At 71.5% G+C, this 21,629-nt stretch carries 21 protein-coding genes; 7 read left to right on the forward strand and 14 right to left on the reverse strand.

The window, feature by feature from the left end; translation table 11 throughout:
- Positions 1-9: 9 nt before the first annotated feature.
- Positions 10-402 (reverse strand): MerR family transcriptional regulator, encoded by a 393-nt coding sequence (locus OG534_RS11205; protein ID WP_326587937.1) that lies wholly within the window; start codon positions 400-402, stop codon positions 10-12.
- A 323-nt stretch (positions 403-725) separates the two neighbouring features.
- Here OG534_RS11205 and OG534_RS11210 point away from each other — a divergent pair, with 323 nt between their 5' ends.
- Positions 726-1,349, forward strand: a complete 624-nt coding sequence (locus tag OG534_RS11210; protein ID WP_385156949.1) for an XRE family transcriptional regulator — start codon at positions 726-728, stop codon at positions 1,347-1,349.
- 55 nt (positions 1,350-1,404) lie between these two features.
- Here OG534_RS11210 and OG534_RS11215 read toward each other — a convergent pair whose 3' ends face one another.
- A complete protein-coding gene (locus tag OG534_RS11215; RefSeq protein ID WP_326587939.1) occupies positions 1,405-2,430 on the reverse strand; it encodes an ATP-dependent 6-phosphofructokinase in 1,026 nt (341 codons plus the stop codon).
- A gap of 224 nt (positions 2,431-2,654) precedes the next feature.
- On the opposite strand from OG534_RS11215, the gene pta reads away from it, so the two are divergent.
- From pta to pyk, 3 genes are all read left to right on the forward strand, one after another.
- Entirely contained in the window at positions 2,655-4,745 is a 2,091-nt protein-coding gene (pta, locus tag OG534_RS11220) for a phosphate acetyltransferase (protein WP_326587940.1), read from the forward strand.
- 47 nt (positions 4,746-4,792) lie between these two features.
- Positions 4,793-6,007 (forward strand): acetate kinase, encoded by a 1,215-nt coding sequence (locus tag OG534_RS11225; protein WP_326587941.1) that lies wholly within the window; start codon positions 4,793-4,795, stop codon positions 6,005-6,007.
- 62 nt (positions 6,008-6,069) lie between these two features.
- Positions 6,070-7,500, forward strand: a complete 1,431-nt coding sequence (pyk, locus tag OG534_RS11230) for a pyruvate kinase (protein WP_326587942.1) — start codon at positions 6,070-6,072, stop codon at positions 7,498-7,500.
- 102 nt (positions 7,501-7,602) lie between these two features.
- Here pyk and OG534_RS11235 read toward each other — a convergent pair whose 3' ends face one another.
- The 4 genes from OG534_RS11235 to OG534_RS11250 all read right to left on the reverse strand — a co-directional run bounded on the left by OG534_RS11235 (position 7,603) and on the right by OG534_RS11250 (position 11,883).
- A complete protein-coding gene (locus tag OG534_RS11235) occupies positions 7,603-8,868 on the reverse strand; it encodes a hypothetical protein (protein ID WP_326587943.1) in 1,266 nt (421 codons plus the stop codon).
- A complete protein-coding gene (locus OG534_RS11240) occupies positions 8,858-9,463 on the reverse strand; it encodes a DUF6114 domain-containing protein (RefSeq protein ID WP_326587944.1) in 606 nt (201 codons plus the stop codon). The genes OG534_RS11235 and OG534_RS11240 overlap by 11 nt, the downstream gene beginning before the upstream one ends.
- 107 nt (positions 9,464-9,570) lie before the next feature.
- A complete protein-coding gene (locus OG534_RS11245; protein WP_326587945.1) occupies positions 9,571-10,215 on the reverse strand; it encodes a DUF6230 family protein in 645 nt (214 codons plus the stop codon).
- A 660-nt stretch (positions 10,216-10,875) separates the two neighbouring features.
- Entirely contained in the window at positions 10,876-11,883 is a 1,008-nt protein-coding gene (locus tag OG534_RS11250) for a tetratricopeptide repeat protein (protein WP_326587946.1), read from the reverse strand.
- 249 nt (positions 11,884-12,132) lie between these two features.
- On the opposite strand from OG534_RS11250, the gene OG534_RS11255 reads away from it, so the two are divergent.
- Positions 12,133-12,753 (forward strand): TetR/AcrR family transcriptional regulator, encoded by a 621-nt coding sequence (locus OG534_RS11255; protein WP_326587947.1) that lies wholly within the window; start codon positions 12,133-12,135, stop codon positions 12,751-12,753.
- A 12-nt stretch (positions 12,754-12,765) separates the two neighbouring features.
- Here the strand turns inward: OG534_RS11255 and OG534_RS11260 are convergent, their stop codons facing one another.
- The 5 genes from OG534_RS11260 to OG534_RS11280 form a co-directional block, all read right to left on the reverse strand.
- The gene (locus OG534_RS11260; protein WP_326587948.1) at positions 12,766-13,221 is read right to left on the reverse strand and encodes a hypothetical protein; all 456 of its coding nucleotides are present in this window, start codon (positions 13,219-13,221) and stop codon (positions 12,766-12,768) included.
- A 53-nt stretch (positions 13,222-13,274) separates the two neighbouring features.
- Positions 13,275-14,975: an acyl-CoA mutase large subunit family protein gene (locus OG534_RS11265; protein ID WP_326587949.1), complete on the reverse strand. Its 1,701-nt coding sequence runs from the start codon at positions 14,973-14,975 to the stop codon at positions 13,275-13,277.
- 86 nt (positions 14,976-15,061) lie between these two features.
- Positions 15,062-15,391 (reverse strand): DUF3817 domain-containing protein, encoded by a 330-nt coding sequence (locus tag OG534_RS11270; RefSeq protein ID WP_326587950.1) that lies wholly within the window; start codon positions 15,389-15,391, stop codon positions 15,062-15,064.
- 62 nt (positions 15,392-15,453) lie between these two features.
- Complete coding sequence (locus tag OG534_RS11275; RefSeq protein WP_326587951.1) at positions 15,454-15,963, reverse strand: MarR family winged helix-turn-helix transcriptional regulator; 510 nt, start codon at positions 15,961-15,963, stop codon at positions 15,454-15,456.
- A gap of 20 nt (positions 15,964-15,983) precedes the next feature.
- Positions 15,984-17,240: an MFS transporter gene (locus OG534_RS11280; protein ID WP_326587952.1), complete on the reverse strand. Its 1,257-nt coding sequence runs from the start codon at positions 17,238-17,240 to the stop codon at positions 15,984-15,986.
- Between the two features lie 198 nt (positions 17,241-17,438).
- Here OG534_RS11280 and OG534_RS11285 point away from each other — a divergent pair, with 198 nt between their 5' ends.
- Positions 17,439-18,434, forward strand: a complete 996-nt coding sequence (locus OG534_RS11285) for an ArsR/SmtB family transcription factor (RefSeq protein ID WP_326587953.1) — start codon at positions 17,439-17,441, stop codon at positions 18,432-18,434.
- Between the two features lie 119 nt (positions 18,435-18,553).
- Entirely contained in the window at positions 18,554-19,588 is a 1,035-nt protein-coding gene (locus tag OG534_RS11290) for a glycoside hydrolase family 6 protein (RefSeq protein WP_326587954.1), read from the forward strand.
- Positions 19,589-19,611: 23 nt separating this feature from the next.
- Here OG534_RS11290 and OG534_RS11295 read toward each other — a convergent pair whose 3' ends face one another.
- The 3 genes from OG534_RS11295 to OG534_RS11305 are packed head-to-tail and all read right to left on the reverse strand — an operon-like array spanning position 19,612 to position 21,616.
- Positions 19,612-20,244 carry a TetR/AcrR family transcriptional regulator gene (locus OG534_RS11295; protein ID WP_326587955.1) on the reverse strand — a complete coding sequence of 211 codons (633 nt, stop codon included), beginning with the start codon at positions 20,242-20,244 and terminating at the stop codon, positions 19,612-19,614.
- The gene (locus OG534_RS11300) at positions 20,241-20,921 is read right to left on the reverse strand and encodes a DUF4166 domain-containing protein (RefSeq protein WP_326587956.1); all 681 of its coding nucleotides are present in this window, start codon (positions 20,919-20,921) and stop codon (positions 20,241-20,243) included. The genes OG534_RS11295 and OG534_RS11300 overlap by 4 nt, the downstream gene beginning before the upstream one ends.
- Positions 20,918-21,616: a hypothetical protein gene (locus tag OG534_RS11305; RefSeq protein WP_326587957.1), complete on the reverse strand. Its 699-nt coding sequence runs from the start codon at positions 21,614-21,616 to the stop codon at positions 20,918-20,920. The genes OG534_RS11300 and OG534_RS11305 overlap by 4 nt, the downstream gene beginning before the upstream one ends.
- Positions 21,617-21,629: the final 13 nt, after the last annotated feature.

Consider the following 21,629-nt stretch of genomic DNA (forward strand, 5'->3'; position numbering starts at 1 on the left):
CCATCCCTCTCATCCGGTCATCTCGCATCTGGGCGCGGCCGCCTCGCCGGCCGCCGCTTCCGCATCGGCCAGCTGCCGCGCGACCTGCTCGCGCACGTCGGCCAGCTGGCCGATCAGGCCGTCCAGCTCGGCGAGCTTGCGCCGGTACACGGCGAGGGAGGCGGGGCAGGAGTCCCCGGCCGGGTGGCCGGCCCGCAGGCAGTCCACGAAGGGGCGGGTCTCCTCCAGCTCGAAGCCGAAGTCCTGCAGCATGCGGATCTGGCTCAGCAGCCGCAGGTCGTCCTCGTCGTAGGTCCGGTATCCGTTGCCGGCCCGCCGCGCGGGCAGCAGCCCGCGCGACTCGTAGTACCTCAGCGTCCGGGTGCTGGTCCCGGCGCGTTCCGCCAGTTCGCCGATGCGCATGCCGCGACCGTAAGCCTTGACGCCGACGTCAAGGCAAGAGCAAAGGTGTCCGGTTCAAGTTGTGTGAAGGGTGTGATGGCTCTTGCATCGGCGGGCTCTGGCTGGAACCGTACGCATCAAAGGATCTTCGAGCTCACCGATTACCGGACAGTCGCCGGGAAACCCGGCGAAACGCCTCTACTTCATAGGACGTTCCTACGAGGTATGGGCTTGTTTGTTTGGTCTGTAGGCGCCACAGCCTGGCCACTTCTACGGTGTGCGGTGTGCACTCCAGCCCACCATTCAATGCCCCCGCCGCGCGTCGCCTGCGCGCGGCCCTGGGCATGGCTCCCGGTCATGTCGCCTATGGCCTGCGCGCCCAGTACGGACTCGTCGTCGCGCCCGAGACCGTGATGGCCTGGGAGCGTGGCGAGATATCACCCTCTTCGGCCGAGCTCACGGCGCTCGCCGGGGTCCTGTGGTGTTCACCCGGGGAGCTGCTGGCCGAGCCGGTCACCCTGCGGGAGCACCGCATCGCCCGGGGCCTGGCCTCGGACGAGCTGGCCCGGCGGGTCGGCCTGGACACGAACTCGTACCAGAAGATGGAGGACACCGGACGCTGGAAGGGCAACGAGCGGCAGTCCGCCGCCCTGGCCACGGTTCTGGGTCTGACGCTGGCCCAGTTCGTGACGGCGACCGGCAAGCACGAGGAGCTGGCCGACCTGCTGCGCAGTGCGGTGACCACGCGCTGGCAGGCGTACGTGAAGCCGCTGAACAAGCTGCTGCCGATCCCCAAGCACCATCTGGAGGGCGTGCTGGAGCGGCTGCACGGGGACTACCAGTCGCGGATGGTGGCGACGCTCAGCTGGGGCGGCGGCCAGGGCGAGGCCGGCAGCGGGGACGCGGGCCGGGAGTTCCTCGTCGAGATCGTGGACCGGTTCTGGCAGCTCGCGGGCGGTGCCGCGTAGGAACCAGGGCCGTTCGGCGGGGAAATCCGGGACGAAGGTCCCGCCCGGACACGGCCTAGAAGACCGATTCGGCCTCGTACATGCGCCCCTCGGGCACGGTCTTCAGCTCCATGGTCGCCGAGGCGAGCGGGGCCATCACGACGTCGGTGCCGCGCAGGGCGGTCATGTTGCCGAAGTCGCCCCGGTGGACGGCCTCGACGGCGTGCCAGCCGAAGCGCGTCGCGAGCACGCGGTCGTACGCGGTGGGCACACCGCCGCGCTGGACGTGGCCGAGGATGACCGGGCGGGCCTCCTTGCCCAGGCGGTGCTCCAGCTCGATCGCGAGGCGGTTTCCGATGCCGGCGAAGCGCTCGTGACCGTACGCGTCGATCGCGCCCTTCTCGTACGGCATGGAACCCTCCGCCGGGTGCGCGCCCTCGGCGACACAGATCACGGCGAACTTCTTCCCGCGGGCGAAGCGTTCCTCCACCATCTTCACCAGCGCGTCCACCTCGAAGGGGCGTTCCGGCAGGAGGATCCCGTGGGCGCCGCCGGCCATGCCCGACTCCAGGGCGATCCAGCCCGCGTGGCGGCCCATGACCTCGACGACCATCACGCGCTGGTGCGATTCGGCGGTGGTCTTGAGGCGGTCGATGGCCTCGGTGGCGACCATGACGGCGGTGTCGAAGCCGAAGGTGCGGTCGGTGCAGGAGATGTCGTTGTCGATGGTCTTCGGGACGCCGACGACCGGCATCCCGGCGTCCGACAGCATCCGGGAGGCGGTCAGCGTGCCCTCGCCGCCGATCGGGATGAGGGCGTCGATGCCGTAGCGCTTCGCCAGTTCCTGCGCGTTCTCGGCGGCTTCGTGGAGACGGGCGCGCTCCATGCGCGCCGAGCCGAGGATCGTGCCGCCGCGGGCGAGGATGCCGCTGACGGCATTGATGTCGAGGGACCGGAAATTGCCGTCGAGGAGGCCCTTGAAACCGTCCTCGAAACCGATGACCTCGTCGCCGTGCCCGACCAGGGCACGGTGTACGACCGACCGGATGACAGCGTTGAGGCCCGGACAGTCGCCGCCTGCGGTGAGAACTCCGATACGCATCGTGCTGTGTCTCCTGCCGTACATATGAAGGGCGTAATGATGAAGCCTGTCCGATTGTTCCACGGGCCGGGGGTGTCGCGCGTTTTGTGCTGCTCCGCCCCACAGGCCTTTCGGCCCTCCCGGTCAGGCCTTTTCCCGGGGGGCGTCCTAGCTACTGACAGAGGTATTGTCAAGAGGTCAAGCCAGATCAAAAAGACATCCACGGCATGGGACGGAGAGCGGGCGTGACGCGCAGCGTGTATGTGACCGGTATCGAGCGGGGGGACGGCCGCCAGGTCGTCGAGCTGGGGATCATGGAGCTGCTGACCCGGCAGACGGGCCGGGTCGGCGTCTACCGTCCACTGCTCCACGACGCACCCGACCGCCTCTTCGACCTCCTCAGGGCCCGCTACCGGCTCGACCAGGACGCCTCGACGGCCTACGGCATGGAGTACCAGGAGGCCTCGTCGGTCCTCGCCGAGAAGGGCACCGACGAGCTGGTCTCCCGACTCGTCGACCGCTACCACCGGGTGGCCCGCGACTACGACGTCATGCTCGTCCTCGGCACCGACTACGCGGACACCAACCTCCCCGACGAGCTGGCGCTCAACGCGCGCCTCGCCAACGAGCTGGGCGCGGTCGTCGTCCCCGTGGTGGGCGGCACCAAGCACCCGGCCGAGGCCGTGGGCGCCGAGACCCGCAACGCGTACCGCGCCTACGGGAGCCTGGGCTGCCACGTGGTCGCGATGGTCGTCAACCGGGTGGCCGCGGAGGACCGTGACGCGATAGCCGAGCGACTGGCCGCCCGGCTCCCCGTGCCCTGCTACGTGCTGCCGGACGACAAGTCGCTGGCCGCCCCGACCGTCGCCCAGATCACCCGGGCGCTCGGCGGCGAGGTGCTCCTCGGCGACGAGGCCGGGCTGGCGCGCGACGCCCTGGACTTCGTCTTCGGCGGCGCCATGCTGCCCAACTTCCTGAACGCCCTGACCCCCGGCTGCCTGGTCGTCACGCCGGGCGACCGCTCCGACCTGGTCATCGGCGCGCTCGCCGCGCACGCCTCGGGCACCCCGCCGATCGCCGGTGTGCTGCTCACCCTGAACGAGCGCCCGGGCAAGGACATCCTGACGCTGGCCTCCAAGCTGGCGCCCGGCACGCCCGTGGTGTCGGTGGCCGGCAACAGTTTCCCGACCGCCGGCGAACTGTTCTCGCTGCAGGGCCGGTTGAACTCCGCGACCCCGCGCAAGCTGGAAACGGCGCTCGGCCTGTTCGAGCGGCACGTGGACACCGGCGAGCTGCGCGGACTGCTGTCGGTGGCCCGCTCGGATCGCGTCACCCCGATGATGTTCGAGCACGAGCTGCTGGAGCGGGCCCGCTCGGAGCGCCGCCGCGTCGTCCTGCCCGAGGGCACCGAGGAGCGCGTGCTGCGCGCCGCGGACGTGGTGCTGCGCCGGGGGGTCTGCGACCTGACCCTGCTGGGCGAGGAGCAGGCGATCCTGAAGAAGGCCGGCGACCTCGGCATCGACCTCTCGGGCGCGCAGCTCATCGACCCGGCGACCTCCCCCCTGCGGGAAGGTTTCTCCGAGTACTACGCCCAGGTCCGCGCACACAAGGGCATGACCGTCGAGCTGGCCAACGACGTGGTCACCGACGTCAATTACTTCGGCACGCTGATGGTCCAGCGGGGCCTGGCCGACGGCATGGTCTCCGGCGCGGTGCACTCCACCGCGGCGACGATCCGCCCGGCCTTCGAGATCATCAAGACCAAGCCGGAGGCGTCCATCGTCTCCTCGGTCTTCTTCATGTGCCTGGCCGACCGGGTCCTGGTCTACGGCGACTGCGCCGTCAACCCGGACCCGGGCGCCGAGCAGCTCGCCGACATCGCCGTACAGTCGGCCGCCACCGCCGCCGCCTTCGGCGTCGAGCCCCGGATCGCCATGCTCTCGTACTCGACCGGCACCTCCGGCTCGGGCGCCGACGTGGACAAGGTCCGCAAGGCCACCGAGATCGTCCGCGAGCAGCGCCCCGACCTGCGGATCGAGGGTCCGATCCAGTACGACGCGGCCGTGGAGCCCTCGGTCGCCGCGACCAAGCTGCCCGGGTCCGAGGTGGCCGGCCGCGCGACGGTGCTGATCTTCCCCGACCTCAACACCGGCAACAACACGTACAAGGCCGTGCAGCGTTCGGCGGGCGCGGTCGCGGTCGGACCGGTGCTCCAGGGGCTGCGCAAGCCGGTCAACGACCTCTCGCGCGGTGCGCTCGTCCAGGACATCGTCACCACCGTGGCCATCACCGCGATCCAGGCGCAGGGCGCGCCGGCGCCCACCGCCACCGCCTGATCCCTCCCCGTCCCTCCCACCGCCCGCGACAAGGAAAGACCCTCATCGTGACCGCATCGCGCGTACTCGTCCTCAACTCCGGCTCCTCGTCGGTCAAGTACCAGCTCCTCGACATGGCGGACCGGTCCCGCCTCGCCGTCGGCCTCGTGGAGCGCATCGGCGAGGAGACCTCCCGGCTGGTGCACGAGCCGCTCACCGGTCCCGGCGCCGCGGGCGGCAAGCGCGAGCAGCTCGGCCCGATCGCGGACCACGAGAACGCCCTGAAGGCCGTGGCCGCGGAGCTCGCCGCCGACGGGATGGGCCTGGACTCCCCCGAACTGGCCGCGGTGGGGCACCGGGTGGTGCACGGCGGGACGAGGTTCACCCAGCCGACCGTGATCGACGACGAGGTGCTGGCGGAGATCCGCAGCCTCATCCCCCTGGCTCCGCTGCACAACCCGGCGAACGTGACGGGCATCGAGGTGGCGCGCTCGCTGCGCGCGGACCTCCCGCAGGTCGCGGTCTTCGACACCGCCTTCCACTCGACGATGCCGGAGCACGTGGCGCGGTACGCGATCGACGCCGCGACCGCCGACGCGTACTCCATCCGGCGGTACGGCTTCCACGGCACCTCCCACGCCTACGTCTCCCGGGCGACGGCCGGGCTGCTGGGCAGGCCGGTGGAGGACGTGAACGTGATCGTCCTGCACCTGGGCAACGGCGCCTCCGCTTCGGCCGTCCGCGGCGGCGTGTGTGTGGAGACCTCCATGGGCCTGACCCCGCTGGAAGGGCTGATCATGGGGACCCGGTCGGGCGACCTCGACCCGGCGGTCGTCTTCCACCTGGCCCGGGTGGGCGGCTTCTCGGTGGATGAGATCGATTCGCTCCTGAACAAGAAGAGCGGTCTGCTGGGCATGTGCGGCGACAACGACATGCGCGAGGTGATGCGGCGGGCGGGCGAGGGCGACGAGGCCGCGAGCCTCGCCTTCGCCGCGTACGTCCACCGTCTGAAGAAGTACATCGGTGCCTACTCGGCCGTGCTGGGGCGGGTGGACGCGGTGGCGTTCACGGCCGGGGTCGGCGAGAACGCCCACCAGGTCCGCGAAGCCGCGCTGGACGGCCTGGCCGGGCTGGGCCTGGTACTGGATCTCGACGCCAATGCGGCGCGCTCCCCGCAGCCCCGGCTGGTTTCGGCGGACGATGCCCGGGTGGCCGTGGCGGTGGTCCCGACGGATGAGGAACTGGAGATCGCCACCCAGGCGTACGCGCTGGTTACCGGGTAGTCACTTGGACTTTCCACCAGCCGGAATATTCCGCTACGAAACAAACCGATAGGATCCGCTCCATGCGCCGTTCCAAAATCGTCTGCACGCTGGGCCCCGCCGTCGACTCGTATGAGCAGCTGAAGGCTCTCATCGAGGCAGGTATGAACGTGGCCCGATTCAACTTCAGCCACGGATCCCAGGCAGAACACCAGGAGCGGTACGACCGCGTCCGGCAGGTCTCCGAGGACACCGGGCGCGCCGTCGGCGTCCTGGCCGACCTCCAGGGTCCGAAGATCCGCCTGGAGACCTTCGCCGAGGGTCCCGTCGAGCTGGTGCGCGGTGACGAGTTCACCATCACCACCGAGGACGTCCCGGGCGACAAGTCCATCTGCGGCACCACCTACAAGGGCCTCCCGGGTGACGTCACCAAGGGCGACCAGGTCCTGATCAACGACGGCAACGTCGAGCTCCGGGTGACGGAGGTCGAGGGCCCGCGGGTCAGGACCATCGTCATCGAGGGCGGTGTCATCTCGGACCACAAGGGCATCAACCTGCCGGGTGCCGCCGTGAACGTCCCCGCCCTGTCGGAGAAGGACGTCGACGACCTCCGCTTCGCCCTGCGGATGGGCTGCGACATGGTCGCCCTGTCCTTCGTCCGCGACGCCAACGACGTCAAGGACGTCCACAAGGTGATGGACGAGGAGGGCCGCCGGGTCCCCGTCATCGCCAAGGTCGAGAAGCCGCAGGCCGTCGAGAACATGGCAGCCGTGGTCGACGCCTTCGACGCGGTCATGGTGGCCCGTGGTGACCTGGCCGTCGAGTACCCGCTCGAGAAGGTCCCGATGGTCCAGAAGCGGCTCATCGAGATGTGCCGCCGCAACGCCAAGCCGGTGATCGTCGCGACCCAGATGATGGAGTCGATGATCACCAACTCCCGCCCGACGCGCGCGGAGGCGTCCGACGTCGCCAACGCGATCCTCGACGGCGCGGACGCGGTCATGCTGTCGGCCGAGTCCTCGGTCGGCGCCTACCCGATCGAGACCGTCAAGACGATGTCGAAGATCGTCACGGCGGCCGAGGAGGAGCTCCTCTCCAAGGGCCTGCAGCCGCTGGTCCCGGGAAAGAAGCCCCGTACCCAGGGCGGCTCTGTCGCCCGCGCGGCGTGCGAGATCGCGGACTTCCTCGACGGCAAGGCGCTCATCGCCTTCACCCAGTCCGGTGACACGGCCCGCCGGCTGTCGCGCTACCGCGTGACCCAGCCGATCCTGGCCTTCACCACCGACGTCAACACCCGCAACCAGCTCACGCTGAGCTGGGGCGTCGACTCCTACATCGTCCCGCACGTGGACACCACCGACGCGATGGTCGACCTGGTGGACGGCGAGCTGCTCAAGCTGGGCCGCTACAACGACGGCGACACCATGATCATCACCGCCGGCTCGCCCCCCGGCGTCCCCGGCACCACCAACATGGTCCGGGTCCACCACCTGGGCGGCGGCACGGGCGCCTGACCCCGCCGCACCGCACGACTCTGCCGCACAGAGGCCGAGGGCGGCACCCCGCAGTGATGCGGGGTGCCGCCCTCGGCGTGTTCACACGAGCGTCGCGCCGGACTACTCCGGCGGACCTATGTAGTTCTTCAGGCCCGGGACCGTCAGGGTGCCGCCGAACTGGCCGGCCTGGACGACCTTCACGTCCGTGAAGAACGCGAACGGGACGTTCAGGGGCGGCGGGCTGTTCGGGGTGAACTCGATCGGGATCAGACCGAACAGGTTTCCCTTCAGGCTCTCGGTGTACATCGTCACCGTGCCGCCGCGGATCTTGGACGTGGAGCCGGGGCGGGACTTCAGGTGGGCGACGTGACCCGACTTGCCGACCGTCTGGTACAGGTCCTTGATGTCCAGCGAGTCCGCCGTGAACTTCAGAACCTTCTTGGTCTTGCCACTGCCCGTCTTCACCTCGACGATGCCGTGGTAGTCCAGGCCGTAGAGCGTCAGCAGCGAGCTGTCGAGGTACCAGGGCTCGTCCGGCAGGAGCGGGATGCCCTTCTCCAGCTCGGCGTCGGCCAGTGCCTGGGCGTCGTAGGTCGGGCAGGGGAAAGGTTCCTTCCCGTCCGGGTCCTTCGTCGCCTCGGTCTCGTCCTTGTCCTCGTCCTCGGACTTGTCCTCGTCCTTGTCCTCGGTCGCCTCGCCCGTCTCGTCCTTCGGCTTGTCCTCGGTCTTCTTGACCTCGTCGGACAGCTCCGAGACTTCGGCTCCGGCCCGCTTCGCCGCGTCGCGGATGGCGTCCGCAACCGGGTCCGGGGTCGGTGTGGCCGTGGTGGACGGCGTGGGCGTCGGGGTCGGGGTCGCGTTCCGGTCCTTGAGCGGCCGGCTGAGCTCGTCGACGAGGTCCTTGAGCGCGTCACCGACGCCCAGCGGATCCAGCGGGTTCGGGGTCTTGGCCGGCGACGGCGTGGCGGCCGGGGCCGTCTCGTTCGTCGTCGGGGGCTTGGTCGCCTCCGGAGAAGCGGTCGGCTTCGGCTTCTGCTTCGCGGACGCGGACGGTGAGGGCGTCGCGCTGGGCGACGTACTCGGCGAAGGCGTGGTCGAAGGCGTCGGGGACGGGGACTTCGACTCGGTCTCCGCGGGTTCGTCGGACCGTGTCACACACGGCCCCGGCGCGAAGGGGATCTCCTTGTCGTCGGCCACGGCCAGCTTCGGCGCCATGCCCATCCCGACGAACACGGCCGTCGGCATCGCCGCCAGCGCCATCGTCTTGCCGACGGGTATCTGGATCTTGTTCAGCAGCGACTTTCGCGGCGCCGCGTGCCGCGGCCCCTTCACTACACGGGACTCTGCGCCTGGGGCCACGCCCCGCTGCGTCTCGTCACCCCGCACTGTTCCTCCCGCCATCGGCGTGGGCAGTCGTCTCGCTCGCGTGTGCCGTCTCCGTCCCACGGGGACCCGGGATGCCCGGGATGCCCTGGGTGTCCTGAATGCCCGCCGGCTCCTCCGCCTTATCCAGGCCGACCGCGGCCGGCTGCCGGAGCGCCGGCTGCTGTTCCTCCGGCTCCTCGTCCGCCGGCTGCCCCGGAGCCCAGGCCAGCGCGAGAGCGCCGCCGACCATGGAGAGGGTGAAGCCGACGAAGAAGCCGCCGAGGTTGGACACCGGAATCGAGACGAGGGCCAGCAGGATCGCGGCCACGCCGGCGAAGACGCGGATGGTTTCCTGGAACCAGAGGGCCAGGCCCAGCGTGATCAGCAGTACACCGATGATCAGTGCGCCCGCGCCGCCCGTGGTGGCCATCGCGAGACTGACGTTGCCCAGCCGGAGGTCCGCGTACGGGAAGTACGCGATCGGGAGGCCACCGAGGAGTGTGAACAGACCGGCCCAGAAGGGACGGTGACCGCGCCAGGCATGGAAGCGGTAGTACACCACGGTGGGCCAGGCGTCGTTTTCAGCGCGAACGTAAACCGGGGCCTGGGGGTTCATGGACAACAGCTCCCTGGAAACGGTGGTACGGAGAACTCTGTGGAGCCCGGACGGGCGGGAGGCGACGGCTGCCGCCACCCGCCCTTCCGGTCATTCACCGGGACGTATCAGTCCTTGACGTCCTGGTAGCACGGCTGGTCGCCGCCCATCAGGCGCAGCTTCAGGTTGGGCAGCTTGAAGGTGCCCGCCGTGGTGGCCCACGCCTTCTGCTTGACGTTCGTCAGAACGGCCCGGTCGGCGCGCTGCGAGAACGCGTACGGGCTGGCGACCGTGCCGGCCTGCGGCTTGGTCTTGTGGCTCGGGTCGCCGACCGCAACGCCGATGTCCAGGTTGGTGAACTCGGCGTCCGTGTCGAGCTCGGCAACATCCAGGTAGATGTTGGTCGCCACGGCCGGGGTGCCCTTGTGACCGGTCTTCAGCTGGAGCGTGATGGGGCCCAGCGGAGTCGGGGTGACCAGGGACTGGCACATGTTGGTGATCTTGGCGTTGCTGAACCCGGAAATGGTGACCGGGTGCTGGACCGCCTTGCCGGTCTTGAGGTCGTGCCCCTCGGCGATACCGCCGTACTGGATGAGGTTTTCACCGTCGAGCTTGTCGGCCGAGACCTTGAAGTCCTGGCCGGAGACGCTGAACGACGCCGCGAGAGCGCCCTGCGCCAGACCCACACCGACCGCGGCCGTGGCCGCGATGCTCGGCACCATGACGAGCGCGAAGCGCTTCCATCTGGTCCCGCCACGAACCTGAGAACTCATTTCGTTCCTCCTTCTCGGACGTACATCTCCGGTCCGGGCCGTGCCCGTCCTGGGATGGGAGAAGTGCTACGTCCTCGGGAAGAAGCGCAGGCGGCCGGGCCGCAGCTGTGCCACGTCCGAAACACCGGCGATCACCCCCGAGCGACAACCACTGGGCCACGCGTTCGCGCAACCTGGAGGACAGGCCCCGCCGGTGCGGCAGAGACCCCCCTGTCCCACGGCCGGTGCCACTGCCACCGGCCGGCTCGGTGGGGACCCTTCACCGCGGCTCCGAGTGAGCGGCTCTGCGGGAAGGACCGAGCGTCGCCGATCGTGGTCCATTCCCGGCCGGGGCACAAGGGGGTTCGTTACTGGCGGGTAACGGCCAGATAACCTGAGTACGACCCCCCGCCGTCGGGCAGCAACACAGGGTGTCACCTACGGCCACGACAGAACGGTGAAATGGTGAACACACCGGACAGTTCACGGGGTTCGATTTACTGCGAGTAACAGCAGCCGCGATTGCCAAGTTTTGGCAAAGCGCGGCTGCTGTTTATCTCCGTGTCAACAAATCGCCGGTGGCCCGCCGACGGCCGGGAGGCTCCCCGGGGCCCGCGCGGCGGGGCCCGCAGGCGGCTCGAAGCCGGTTCCGAGCCGGTTCGAAGTCGGTTCGAAGCCGGCCTAGAAGAGCACCCGCGCGAGCGCCGTGCGCGCGGCCGTCACCCGGGGGTCGTCGGCGCCGATGACCTCGAACAGCTCCAGCAGCCGCAGCCGCACGGCGTCCCGGTCCTCACCGAACGTGACGCGCACGGTGTCCACCAGGCGCCCGAAGGCGTCCTCCACGTGACCGCCGGCCAGGTCGAGGTCGGCCGCGGCGATCTGCGCCGCCGGGTCGCGCGGGTTCTCGGCGGCCGCGGTGCGCACCACCTGCGGGTTCATGTCCTGCACGCGGGCGAGGAGCTCGGCCTGGGCCAGGCCCAGCTTGGCCTCGGTATTGCCCGGGTCGTCGGTCAGTACGTTCTTGTACGCCTGCATCGCACCGCCCAGGTCACCGGCGTCGAGCGCGACGACGGCCGCCTCCAGCAGCGCGTCGTACGGGCCGGCCGGAGTCTCGGCCTCGGCCTCGCCGGCGGCCGGAGCGGCACCTTCCGCGTTCGGGTCCACCTCGATGCCGATGATCCCGAAGCGCTCCTCGGCGACCTGGACCAGCTGGGCGAGGGTCTCGCGGATCTGCTGCTCGGGGGCCACGCCCTGGAAGAGCGGCAGCACCTGACCGGCGACCACGGCGAAGACGGCCGGGATGCCCTGGATCTGGAACTGCTGCATCAGCATCTGGTTGGCGTCGACGTCGACCTTGGCCAGCACGAGGCGGCCGTTCGCCTCGACGGTCAGACGCTCCAGCAGCGGGCTGAGCTGCTTGCACGGCTGGCACCACTCGGCCCAGAAGTCCAGGACGACCGGAACCTCGGCGGAAAGCTGGAGCACATCGCGTTCAAAGCCGGCCTCGTCTACGTCGATGACGAGCGCGGACGGCGGCACCGCACCGGAGGACGGGCCGGTCCCGCCACCCTGACCGGCCTGGCGCGCCGCTTCGGCGCGGGCCTGCTCGGCCTTGGCCTTGGCCTCGCCGGCCGCCTTCACCGCGGCGAGGTCGACGACGCCGCTCATGGACATGTTTCTGGGCTGCATGCGTACATCCTCCCCCGTGTGCGCGCGCCGACGAAAAAGATCGCGTGAATTGGCCGTGCCGTCGTACTGTCGCGATCGTGATGCTGGGCGGCGCCGGGTCCCCACCTGGCGCCTGTAGCTCTTCGCGTGGTTGTCGCTCTTACGCTACGAGCCGTAGCGTAACTCGCCCGGAGGACTTGCGCGCCCCCGCGGCGCCAGTGATCTGAACCACAGAGGCCCGTTCGGCTACCGACGGGTATGGTCTCGGCCATGCGCAACCCCAGCCCCGGCCGCACCGGTCGCCCCCGCAGCGCCGCAGCGGACGCCGCCATCCTCGCCGCGACCCGGGACGCACTGGTCGAGCTGGGCTGGTCGAAGCTGACGATGGGCGACGTCTCGGCCCGCGCGGGCGTTGCCAAGACCACCCTCTACCGCCGCTGGGCGGGCAAGAACGAGCTGGTCGTGGACGCGGTCGCGGAACTGTTCGACTCGCTGGAGCTGCCGGACCGGGGCTCCCTGGAAGCCGACATCGAGTACGTGGTCCTGCGGTTCGCGGAGCTGCTGCGGCGCCCGGAGGCCCGTACCGCCCTGATGGCGGTCGTCGCCGAGTCCACCCGGGACGAGGCCCTGCGTGACCGGATCCGGTCGGCGATCGTGGACCGGCAGAAACGTCTCGTCGTACTGGGCCGCGAGCGGGCCCAGGCACGCGGCGAACTTCCCTACGAGGAGGACGCGTCCCTCGCGGGCCGCACCACGGACCTGATCTTCGACGTGATCGCGGGCACGGTGGTGCACCGCGCCCTGGTGAGCTCCGAGCCGGTGGACGAGGTCTGGGTGGCCACCTTCACGGCCCTGCTGATGCACGGCCTCCGCGGCCCGGACCCGGCCTGACCTGACCGCGCCTCAGCGGGGCCCCGCCCGGCGGATCCGCTCGTACAGCTCCTCGGACCGGGGATTGTGGCCGGGCCAGGGCCTCGGCCGGCCCGGCCACTGCGCCCAGCGCAGGGCGTCCGCCTCCTCGGCGGGCCGCAGCCCGGCCGCGACGAGGGCGGCCCGGGCCGTTTCCGCCCCGGCCGTCCGGTAGCCGATGTCCCAGGCGTCCGCGTCGTACACGCCGCCGTCCGTGAGCCGCACCACGGCCGCGACCCCGTCCAGCCCCAGCTCGATCCCCGCCCGCACGGCCGGGAGGAGGTCCGCGGGCAGCCGCTGCTCCGGGACCAGGTTCACCAGATCCGTCCGGCCGTCCGGGCCGGGCGGCTCGAAGTCGGCCACGAGGTAGGCGTAGTAGCCCCCGCAGCCGCCCTTGTTCATCATCACGCGTGCGCTGACACCCCGTACGGGGACAGGAAGACCGGTCATGCCGCCACCGTAGGGCGCCATGACCGGTCCGTGCCGGCCCGGCCGATGGGGGGTCAGAAGCCCGGCGGCTCCGTGTAGGTGCCCCATTCGTCGCGCAGGACGTTGCAGATCTCGCCCATCGTGGCCTCGGCCCGCACCGCGTCCAGCATGGCCGGGATCATGTTCGACCCGTCCCGGGCCGCGTCCAGCATGGCCTTCAGCGACGCGGTGACCTTGGCGTCGTCGCGCCGCGCCTTGCGCGCCGCCAGCTCCCGTACCTGGACGGTCTCCACCTCGTGGCTGACCCGGAGGATCTCCAGGTCGCCGGTGACCGACCCGTGGTGGACGTTGACGCCGACGACCCGCTTGTCGCCCTTCTCCAGCGAGCGCTGGTACTGGAAGGCGGACTCGGCGATCTCCCCGGTGAACCAGCCGTCCTCGATGCCGCGCAGGATGCCCGAGGTGATCGGCCCGATCGGGTGCTGCCCGTCCGGGTGGGCGCGCAGCCCGCGCTCCTTGATCTGCTCGAAGATCTTCTCGGCCTCGGCCTCGATGCGGTCGGTGAGCTGCTCCACGAACCAGGAACCGCCCAGCGGGTCCGCCACGTTGGCGACGCCGGTCTCCTCCATCAGCACCTGCTGGGTGCGCAGGGCGATCTCGGCCGCCTGCTCGCTCGGCAGGGCGAGGGTCTCGTCGAGGGCGTTGGTGTGCAGGGAGTTGGTGCCGCCGAGGACGGCCGCGAGGGCCTCCACCGCGGTGCGCACGACGTTGTTGTAGGGCTGCTGCGCGGTCAGCGAGACACCGGCGGTCTGGGTGTGGAAGCGCAGCCACATCGACTTCTCGCTCTTGGCCCCGTAGACCTCCTTCATCCAGCGGGCCCAGATCCGGCGGGCGGCGCGGAACTTGGCGATCTCCTCGAAGAAGTCGAGGTGCGCGTCGAAGAAGAAGGAGAGACCGGGCGCGAAGTGGTCCACGTCCATGCCGCGCGAGAGGCCCAGCTCCACGTAGCCGAAGCCGTCGGCGAGGGTGTACGCGAGCTCCTGCGCGGCCGTCGCCCCGGCCTCGCGGATGTGGTAGCCGGAGACGGACAGCGGCTTGTAGGCCGGGATGCCCTTCGTGCAGTACTCCATGAGGTCGCCGATGAGGCGCAGGTGCGGCTCGGGCTCGAAGAGCCACTCCTTCTGGGCGATGTACTCCTTGAAGATGTCGGTCTGGAGCGTGCCGTTGAGCACGGCCGGGTCCACGCCCTGCCGCTCGGCGGCGACCAGGTACATGCAGAAGGCGGGTACGGCGGGGCCCGAGATCGTCATCGAGGTCGTGACGTCGCCGAGCGGGATGTCCTTGAAGAGGACCTCCATGTCGGCGGCGGAGTCGATGGCGACCCCGCAGTGCCCGACCTCGCCGAGGGCGCGCGGGTCGTCGGAGTCGCGCCCCATGAGGGTCGGCATGTCGAAGGCGACGGAGAGCCCGCCGCCGCCGGCGGCCAGGATCATCTTGTAGCGCTCGTTGGTCTGCTCGGCGTTCCCGAACCCGGCGAACTGCCGGATGGTCCAGGTCCGCCCCCGGTACCCGGTGGCGTGCAGGCCTCGGGTGTAGGGGTACTCACCCGGCCACCCGATGCGCTCGAACCCCTCGTACGCGTCGCCGGGCCGGGGGCCGTAGACCGGTTCGACGGCGTCACCGGAGAGCGTGGTGAAGTCCGCCTCGCGCTTGCGGGCCTTGTCATAACGGGCCTGCCAGCGACGGCGGCCCTCCTCGATGGCGTCAGCGTCCATACCCATGAATTTACTAGGACGTCCTAGTAAATGTCGATGGGAAACCCCCGGGGACTCGCCCGGGGGTGGGTGACGTACGTCGCCTGTCAGGCCTTGGCGGTCGCGAGCGAGCCGCTGACCAGCGGCTCCACCTCGTCGCGGACCTTGCGTTCGACGAAGAAGGCGGCCAGCGGGATCGTGCCCGACACGAGCACCCAGAGCAGCTTGCCGAAGGACCACTTGGCCTTGGAGCCCAGGTCGAAGGCGAAGACCAGGTAGACCATGAAGAGGACACCGTGGGCCTGGGAGACCGCGAAGGTCAGGCCGGCGCCGGTGTCGAAGCCGTACTTCGCCACCATGCAGGCACACAGGATCAGGAGCATGACCGCGGTCACGTAGGCCATGACGCGGTAGCGGGTCAGCACGCTTCGTTTCATGCGGACGAGCCTAACCGTCCGTTTTGCTCGATCTTGACGCGGGCCCGGGTCCCGGGGGCGGGCTACGCCTCCTCGAAGTCGGCGGCGGCCACCCGCAGCGGGCGCAGCAGCGCGAAGATCTCCCCGCACTCCTCGGCGTCGTACACACCGAGGCCGAAGTCGATCTCCATCAGGTCCTTCGTGGCGGCCTCGACGACCTCGCGGCCCTTCTCCGTGATGGAGGCCAGGGTGCCGCGTCCGTCGTTCGGGTTGGGCCGCTTGTCGACGAGTCCGGACCTCACCAGCCGGTCCACCGTGTTCGTCACCGAGGTCGGGTGGACCATCAGCCGCTCGCCGATCTTCGACATCGGCAGTTCGCCGGCCTTGGAGAAGGTGAGCAGCACCAGCGCCTCGTACCGCGCGAAGGTCAGTCCGTACGGCTTGACGACCGCGTCGACCTCGCCGAGCAGGATCTGGTGGGCGCGCATGATCGAGGTGATCGCGGCCATCGAGGGCACGGGCCCCCAACGTCGCTGCCAGAGCTCGTCGGCGCGGGCGATGGGGTCGAAGGGAAGGCTGAGCGGCTTGGGCACGCGTCGACCCTACCGGGAGGTCACTTCACGGCGAGGCCCGTCTCATCCTTCAGTCCTTCCTCCTGCCGGGCGGCGGCCCGGAGTTCGGCCAGGAGCAGCAGCACGACGGCCGTGCCGAGGATCCCGGCGCCGGTGACGACCGCGTGCACCGGAAGGAACTCGGCGGCCAGGCCGGCCAGCGCCATGCCCACCCCCTGGAGGGTCATCAGGCCGGTGCTGAGCAGGGTCATCGCCCGGCCGCGCAGCTCGTCGGGCACGGCGTCGACGTACCACTGGTCCAGCCCGAGGGTGTAGGCGTGGGCCAGGCCGGCGAGCAGCAGCGCGGTGAGGGCGAGGGGCACGCCCGGCCGGCCGGCGTAGAGCAGCAGGGGCAGCAGGCCGGCGGCGGCGAGCGGGGCCACGATCCGCGACCGGGTCCGGGCGGTGAGGGCGGAGCCGGCCCAGAGTTCCCCGGCGATGGTGCCGACGGGCATGGCGCACATCATCAGCCCGAGGGCGGCGGTGCCGACGCCGATGCCGTGGGCATACGCGGCGAGCAGGGCCTCGGGGACGACGAGGAAGACCGGCGGCAGCCAGAACAGCAGGGTGAGCGCGCGCAGCCGGCGCCGGCCGAGGACGGCGCGCAGTCCGGCGAGCGGGGAGGTGCGGGCGCCCGTGCGGGCGGGGCGGCTGCGGGTACCGAGCCGCAGCAGGAGCGCCGAGCCGAGGAAGCCGGCGGCGGTGAGGGCGAGGGCCCCGCGCGGGGCGACCACGGTGAGCAGCAGCCCGCCGAGGCCGAAGCCGATGAGCTGGGCGCTCTGGGCCACCATGCGCAGCAGCGAGCGGCCCAGGACGAAGGCGTCGCCGGTGCCGAGGACGTCGGAGAGGGAGGCGTTGCGCGTGCCCTGGAAGAGCGGCGCCACGAAGGCCATCGCGCAGCGCAGGACGAGGAGCACGGCGACGGGGGTGCCCGGCAGCACCATGGCCGCCGCGCAGAGCGCACAGACGAGGTCGCAGGTGACGAGCACCCGCCGGGCGGGGTGCCGGTCGGCGATCCCGGCGAGCAGGGTGCCGCCGAGGGCGTACGGGAGGAAGCCGAGGGCGAAGGTGAGCGCGCTCATCAGGGGCGAGCCGGTGAGGCGGTAGACGAGGACGGACAGGGAGATCTCGGCGACGACCACGCCGAACACGGACATCAGGTGGGCGGCGAAGACGGTCCGGAACTCCCGGACCCGGAACACGGAGCGGTAGCCCGGTGGCGGCGTGGACCGCCCGGGCGCCTGGGTGTCGGCTGGCATGGGCCCAGCGTCCCGGCCCGGGGTCCGGCGCCCCATTGATTCGCCTGAGGCCGAATATTGAGGCAGTGTGTCCCGGGAGACGGGGTCCTCTGGGACGGGGTTTCCTGGGACGAGGTCCCCCGGGACGGCGCCGCTGAGACGGCGTCCCCTGAGACGCGTCATCGCGCGGAGGACGTGGAGAAGAGGGAGGGGAGCCGGATGGGGTTGCACCACCGCTTCGGCCACGGGGACCTGCTGCGGTGCCGGTTCGCCCTGTCGCCCGTGTGGGAGACGCAGGAGGCGGTCCGCACCCTGACCCGCCCGGACCGGCAGGGCTACCACCTGCCCTGGCTGCGGCGGATCCGCGCCGCCGCCGACGGGCTGGACCTGCGGCCGCTGTGGCTGCTGATGCCGCGCCGGGGGCACAGTACGGACTTCATCAGCCCGCCGCCGAGCGGGCCCGGCGTCTCCTTCGAGGAGGAGATCGCCCTGGTCCGCGCGGCCGATCCGGCCGAGGCGCGCGAGGACATGCGCAAGGCGCTGGCCTGCACGCCGGGCGCGCTCGACAGCGAACCGGGCCGGGCGATGCTCGCCGATCCGGCGCGTGCGGTGCACGAGCTGGCGGATCTGCTGGAGCGGGCCTGGAGCGTCCTGGTCGAGCCGCACTGGCCACGGCTGCGGGCCCTGCTGGAGGCGGACGTCCTCTTCCACACCCGCCGTCTCGCCGCCGGCGGACTGGAGTCGCTCTTCGACGGCCTGCACCCGGACCTCTCCTGGGACGCCGCCTCCCTCACCCTGACCATCGAGCGGCCCAGTCACCACGAGCGCGTCCTCGGCGGCCAGGGCCTGCTCCTCATGCCGAGCGCCTTCGTCTGGCCGCAGATCGCGGGGGGCTTCGACCCGCCCTGGCAGCCGACCGTCGTCTACCCGGCCCGGGGCATCGGCGCCCTGTGGACCCCCGTACGGGAGGACACCCCGGCCGCGCTCGCCCGGCTGCTGGGCCGGGTCCGGGCCGACGTGCTGTGCGCGCTGGACGAGCCGTCCTCCACCACGGCCCTGGCGCATCGGCTGGGTCTGGCCCCGTCCACGGTCTCGGCCCACCTGGGGATCCTGCACGCGGCGGGGCTGCTCATCTCCGCCCGCCACGGCCACCAGGTCCTGTACGAGCGCACCCCGCTGGCCATCGCCCTCACCACGGGGGACCCCGCGCGCTGACCCCGCGCGCCGACCACGTGGGCGTGGTGTCGGACCGCCGCACCAACTGTCCGTTATGTCACCATGTCCCGGTATTTCGGTCCGCTGCCCGACCTTCGTCCTGAGGAAGAGGAAGCCGGATGCCCCCCGCCGTTCGCAGGCAGCCCTTCAGAACTCCCGCCACCGCCCTCGGCGTCCTCCTGCTCCTCGCGGCGGGCTCCGCCTGCACCGGCGCACCCCCGCCCCACCCGGGCACTGCCGCCGCCACGCCCCCGGCTCCCTCCCCCGTCGCCGGCGAGTCCCCGTACTGGGTGGACCCGCACAGCGCCGCCGCACGGCAGGTCGCCGCCTGGGAGGCGGCGGGTCGCAACAGCGACGCCCAGGTGCTGCGCCGGATCGCGGACCGCCCGATGACCCTGTGGGCGCCGGGCGGGAATCCGGGCCCCCGGATCCGCCGGGCCGCGGCGGGCGCCCGGGCCGCCGGGCGGACCCTGCTGCTCGCCGCCCACAACCTCCCGCACCGCGACTGCGGGCGGCAGCCGGCCGGCGGCGCAGCCGACGCCCGGGCCTACCGCACCTGGATCGGCGCCGTCGCCGACGCCGTCAAGGACACCAGGGCCGTCGTCATCCTGGAGCCGGACGCCCTCGCGCACGTCGTCGACGGCTGCGTCCGGGCCGAGCAGCGCGCCGAGCGCCACCGGCTGCTCTCCGAGGCCGTCGACCGGCTCAAGAAGAACAGGAACACGAAGGTCTACCTGGACGCGGGCGGTCCGGCCCGGATCCCCGACCCGGCGGACCTGGTGGACCCCCTCCGCACGGCGGGCCTGGAGCGCGCGGACGGCTTCGCCCTCAACGTCTCCGACTTCCAGCCCGACGCGGCCACCCGGGCGTACGGCGCCGAGCTGTCCGAGCGGACCGGGAACAAACACTTCGTCATCGACACCAGCCGCAACGGCGAGGGGCCGCTGCCGGGCAGCCGGAGCCAGGCCGGGTGCAATCCGCCGGGCCGCGCCCTCGGAACGCCGCCGACCGACCGGACCGGCGACCCGCTCGTCGACGCGTACCTCTGGGTCAAGCGGCCCGGCGAGTCCGACGGCTCCTGCCGCGGCGGCCCGCAGGCCGGGGCGTGGTGGCCGGACTACGCGCTGGGCCTGGCCCGGCGCGCCAGGGAATGAGCCCCGCGGCCGGAACTCCGAGGTCAGCCGCGGGTACCGCGGCGCAGACCGTGCCGCACCGCGCGCTGACTCAGCGGACCCAGGCCTTCCAGCACCGTGGCCAGCCCGGCGAGCTGCTCCAGCGCGTCGAGCGCACTGCCGGCGCCCTGCGGGTCCACCCCCTCGTACAGCTCGATGCCGACGAAGGAGGCGGCCGTGGCCCGGGCCAGCCCCGCCGGGTCGGCGAACCCGTCCAGCGGGGTCGCCGCCAGCAGCCGGGTGAGCACCGCCTCCAGCTCGTCGATCCACAGCCCGAGCCCGGCGGCGGTGGCGGCCGCGAGGGCGGGCGAGCTCTGCCCCGCGGCCAGCAGCTGGCCGAGCATGGCGACGTGCCCGGCGGCCCGCTCCTCGACGTGCATCTCCCGGGCGAACTGGAGCAGTTCGGCGAGGCTGCCCAGCTCGGCGAGCCGGTCGCGGTAGCGGGCCACCCGCTGCTCGGCGCCGAACCGGCAGGCCGCGGCGAGCAGCTCGTCGACCGAGCCGAAGTGATAGAAGATCAGGCCCTGCCCCACCCCGGCGGTGGCCGCGATGGTGCGGGCGGAAGTCTTGGCGATGCCCTGTTCGACCAGGGTGCGCAGGGCCCCTTCGAGGAGCTTCTCCTTGGTGGCCGCGCTCATGCCCGGACCTCCTCGCGGACCGGCCGCAGGTCGCCGCGCACGCCGTGGGAGCGCGCGTCGACGTACTGCGCGGTGAAGGAGCCCTCGTAGCCGAAGAGCGGTCCGACGTGGCGGTTGACCACCCGCACCCGGATCCGGAACCGGCCGGTGGCGTCGTCGAATGACTCGCGCACCTCGGCCTGCCCCCCGATCAGATCGGGGACGCGGACGTCCACGCGGCCTTCGCGGAAGCGGTGCTCGCCGGAGCGGATGAGCAGCGAGCCGTCGGGCTCGGCGCTCATGTGGAGGTCGCTGGCGAGGTGCTGGTGCGTGCCCAGGTAGTCGAGGACGCAGTCGCGTTCGGGGCTGTGGACCATCGTGGCGTCGAAGCGGTGGGGTCCGCCGGGCAGCCGGAAGGTCCGGACGAAGGTGACGGTCTCCCGCCCGAAGGAGTCGAGGTAGGGGAGGTTCTCGATGACGAACGGGACGTCTCGCCCCTCCCGCGGCACCAGGATGTTGCGCATGCCGCCGAGCCGGAGGAACGGCTTCACGTAGCGGGGCCCGTGCCATATCCGGTCCATGGTGCCGCGCCCGATGCAGCCCTCCCCGCTCTCCAGCCCGACCGAGAACCTCCGCTGGATCTGCGGGTGCAGCCGGTCGAAGTCGGCGCCCATGTGGGCGCGGAAGATGGAGGTCATGACGGCTCCAGGGTGCTGAGCAGGCGGGGTGCGGAGGCGGGGGTGCGGCCGGGCGGGGTGCGCAGGCAGCGGCGGGCGGCCGGGGTTCCGGGCAGCGGCGGCAGCAGCAGGGCGGCGGCCAGGACGAGCAGGGCGACGGCGGGCGGCGCGTACACCAGGGCGGCCGCGCACAGCAGGGCCCGCAGGACGCTCTCGCCGATCGCCCGGGCGAGGGCGAGGCCCGGCGGGGTGCCGCGCTCGCACCACAGCCGCAGCCGGTCGAAGGACCAGGCGGTGGCCCAGCCCATGAGCGGGCGGAACACCAGCCGGTCGGCGAGGGCCCCGAAGCGGCCCCAGCGCGGGCGGTAGTCGTAGCCGGTGAGGAAGCGGATCCCGTCGGGCCCCGGCACGTAGCGCCAGTACCCGCTGCCCTCGGCGAGCAGCGACAGCGGATGCTCCGAGGCGAAGCGCAGGGCCGACACCCGGGTCCCGTCGTCCCGGTGCCGCTCTCCGGCGGAGACCCCGGTCCCGTCGACGGAGAGGAAGGGCAGCACGCGGGTCGCGTACCGGAACCGCTGGGGCTCGCCCTCGGCCCGCGGGAGGTACCCGATGGAGGTGAACCTCAGGTCCCACCGCTGATGCTGCGCGGGATCCTGACTGCGCTCCCAGAGCTCGTCCATCCCGGCACGGATCGACGTCTCGACGTACAGGCCCATGCCCGCCCCCGAT

Source organism: Streptomyces sp. NBC_01294 (assembly GCF_035917235.1).
Taxonomy (GTDB): domain Bacteria; phylum Actinomycetota; class Actinomycetes; order Streptomycetales; family Streptomycetaceae; genus Streptomyces; species Streptomyces caledonius.

Bases quoted from the DNA above. Each gene is read 5' to 3' on its own strand.
- OG534_RS11295 (WP_326587955.1), bottom strand. From the start codon at position 20,244: ATGAGCGCGGCCACCAAGGAGAAGCTCCTCGAAGGGGCCCTGCGCACC.
- OG534_RS11260 (WP_326587948.1), bottom strand. From the start codon at position 13,221: ATGACCGGTCTTCCTGTCCCCGTACGGGGTGTCAGCGCACGCGTGATG.
- OG534_RS11215 (WP_326587939.1), bottom strand. From the start codon at position 2,430: ATGCGTATCGGAGTTCTCACCGCAGGCGGCGACTGTCCGGGCCTCAAC.
- OG534_RS11210 (WP_385156949.1), top strand. From the start codon at position 726: ATGGCTCCCGGTCATGTCGCCTATGGCCTGCGCGCCCAGTACGGACTC.
- OG534_RS11265 (WP_326587949.1), bottom strand. From the start codon at position 14,975: ATGGACGCTGACGCCATCGAGGAGGGCCGCCGTCGCTGGCAGGCCCGT.
- OG534_RS11285 (WP_326587953.1), top strand. From the start codon at position 17,439: ATGGGGTTGCACCACCGCTTCGGCCACGGGGACCTGCTGCGGTGCCGG.
- OG534_RS11270 (WP_326587950.1), bottom strand. From the start codon at position 15,391: ATGAAACGAAGCGTGCTGACCCGCTACCGCGTCATGGCCTACGTGACC.
- OG534_RS11300 (WP_326587956.1), bottom strand. From the start codon at position 20,921: ATGACCTCCATCTTCCGCGCCCACATGGGCGCCGACTTCGACCGGCTG.
- OG534_RS11245 (WP_326587945.1), bottom strand. From the start codon at position 10,215: ATGAGTTCTCAGGTTCGTGGCGGGACCAGATGGAAGCGCTTCGCGCTC.
- OG534_RS11205 (WP_326587937.1), bottom strand. From the start codon at position 402: ATGCGCATCGGCGAACTGGCGGAACGCGCCGGGACCAGCACCCGGACG.
- OG534_RS11305 (WP_326587957.1), bottom strand. From the start codon at position 21,616: ATGGGCCTGTACGTCGAGACGTCGATCCGTGCCGGGATGGACGAGCTC.
- OG534_RS11280 (WP_326587952.1), bottom strand. From the start codon at position 17,240: ATGCCAGCCGACACCCAGGCGCCCGGGCGGTCCACGCCGCCACCGGGC.
- OG534_RS11250 (WP_326587946.1), bottom strand. From the start codon at position 11,883: ATGCAGCCCAGAAACATGTCCATGAGCGGCGTCGTCGACCTCGCCGCG.
- pyk (WP_326587942.1), top strand. From the start codon at position 6,070: ATGCGCCGTTCCAAAATCGTCTGCACGCTGGGCCCCGCCGTCGACTCG.
- OG534_RS11290 (WP_326587954.1), top strand. From the start codon at position 18,554: ATGCCCCCCGCCGTTCGCAGGCAGCCCTTCAGAACTCCCGCCACCGCC.
- OG534_RS11240 (WP_326587944.1), bottom strand. From the start codon at position 9,463: ATGAACCCCCAGGCCCCGGTTTACGTTCGCGCTGAAAACGACGCCTGG.
- OG534_RS11255 (WP_326587947.1), top strand. From the start codon at position 12,133: ATGCGCAACCCCAGCCCCGGCCGCACCGGTCGCCCCCGCAGCGCCGCA.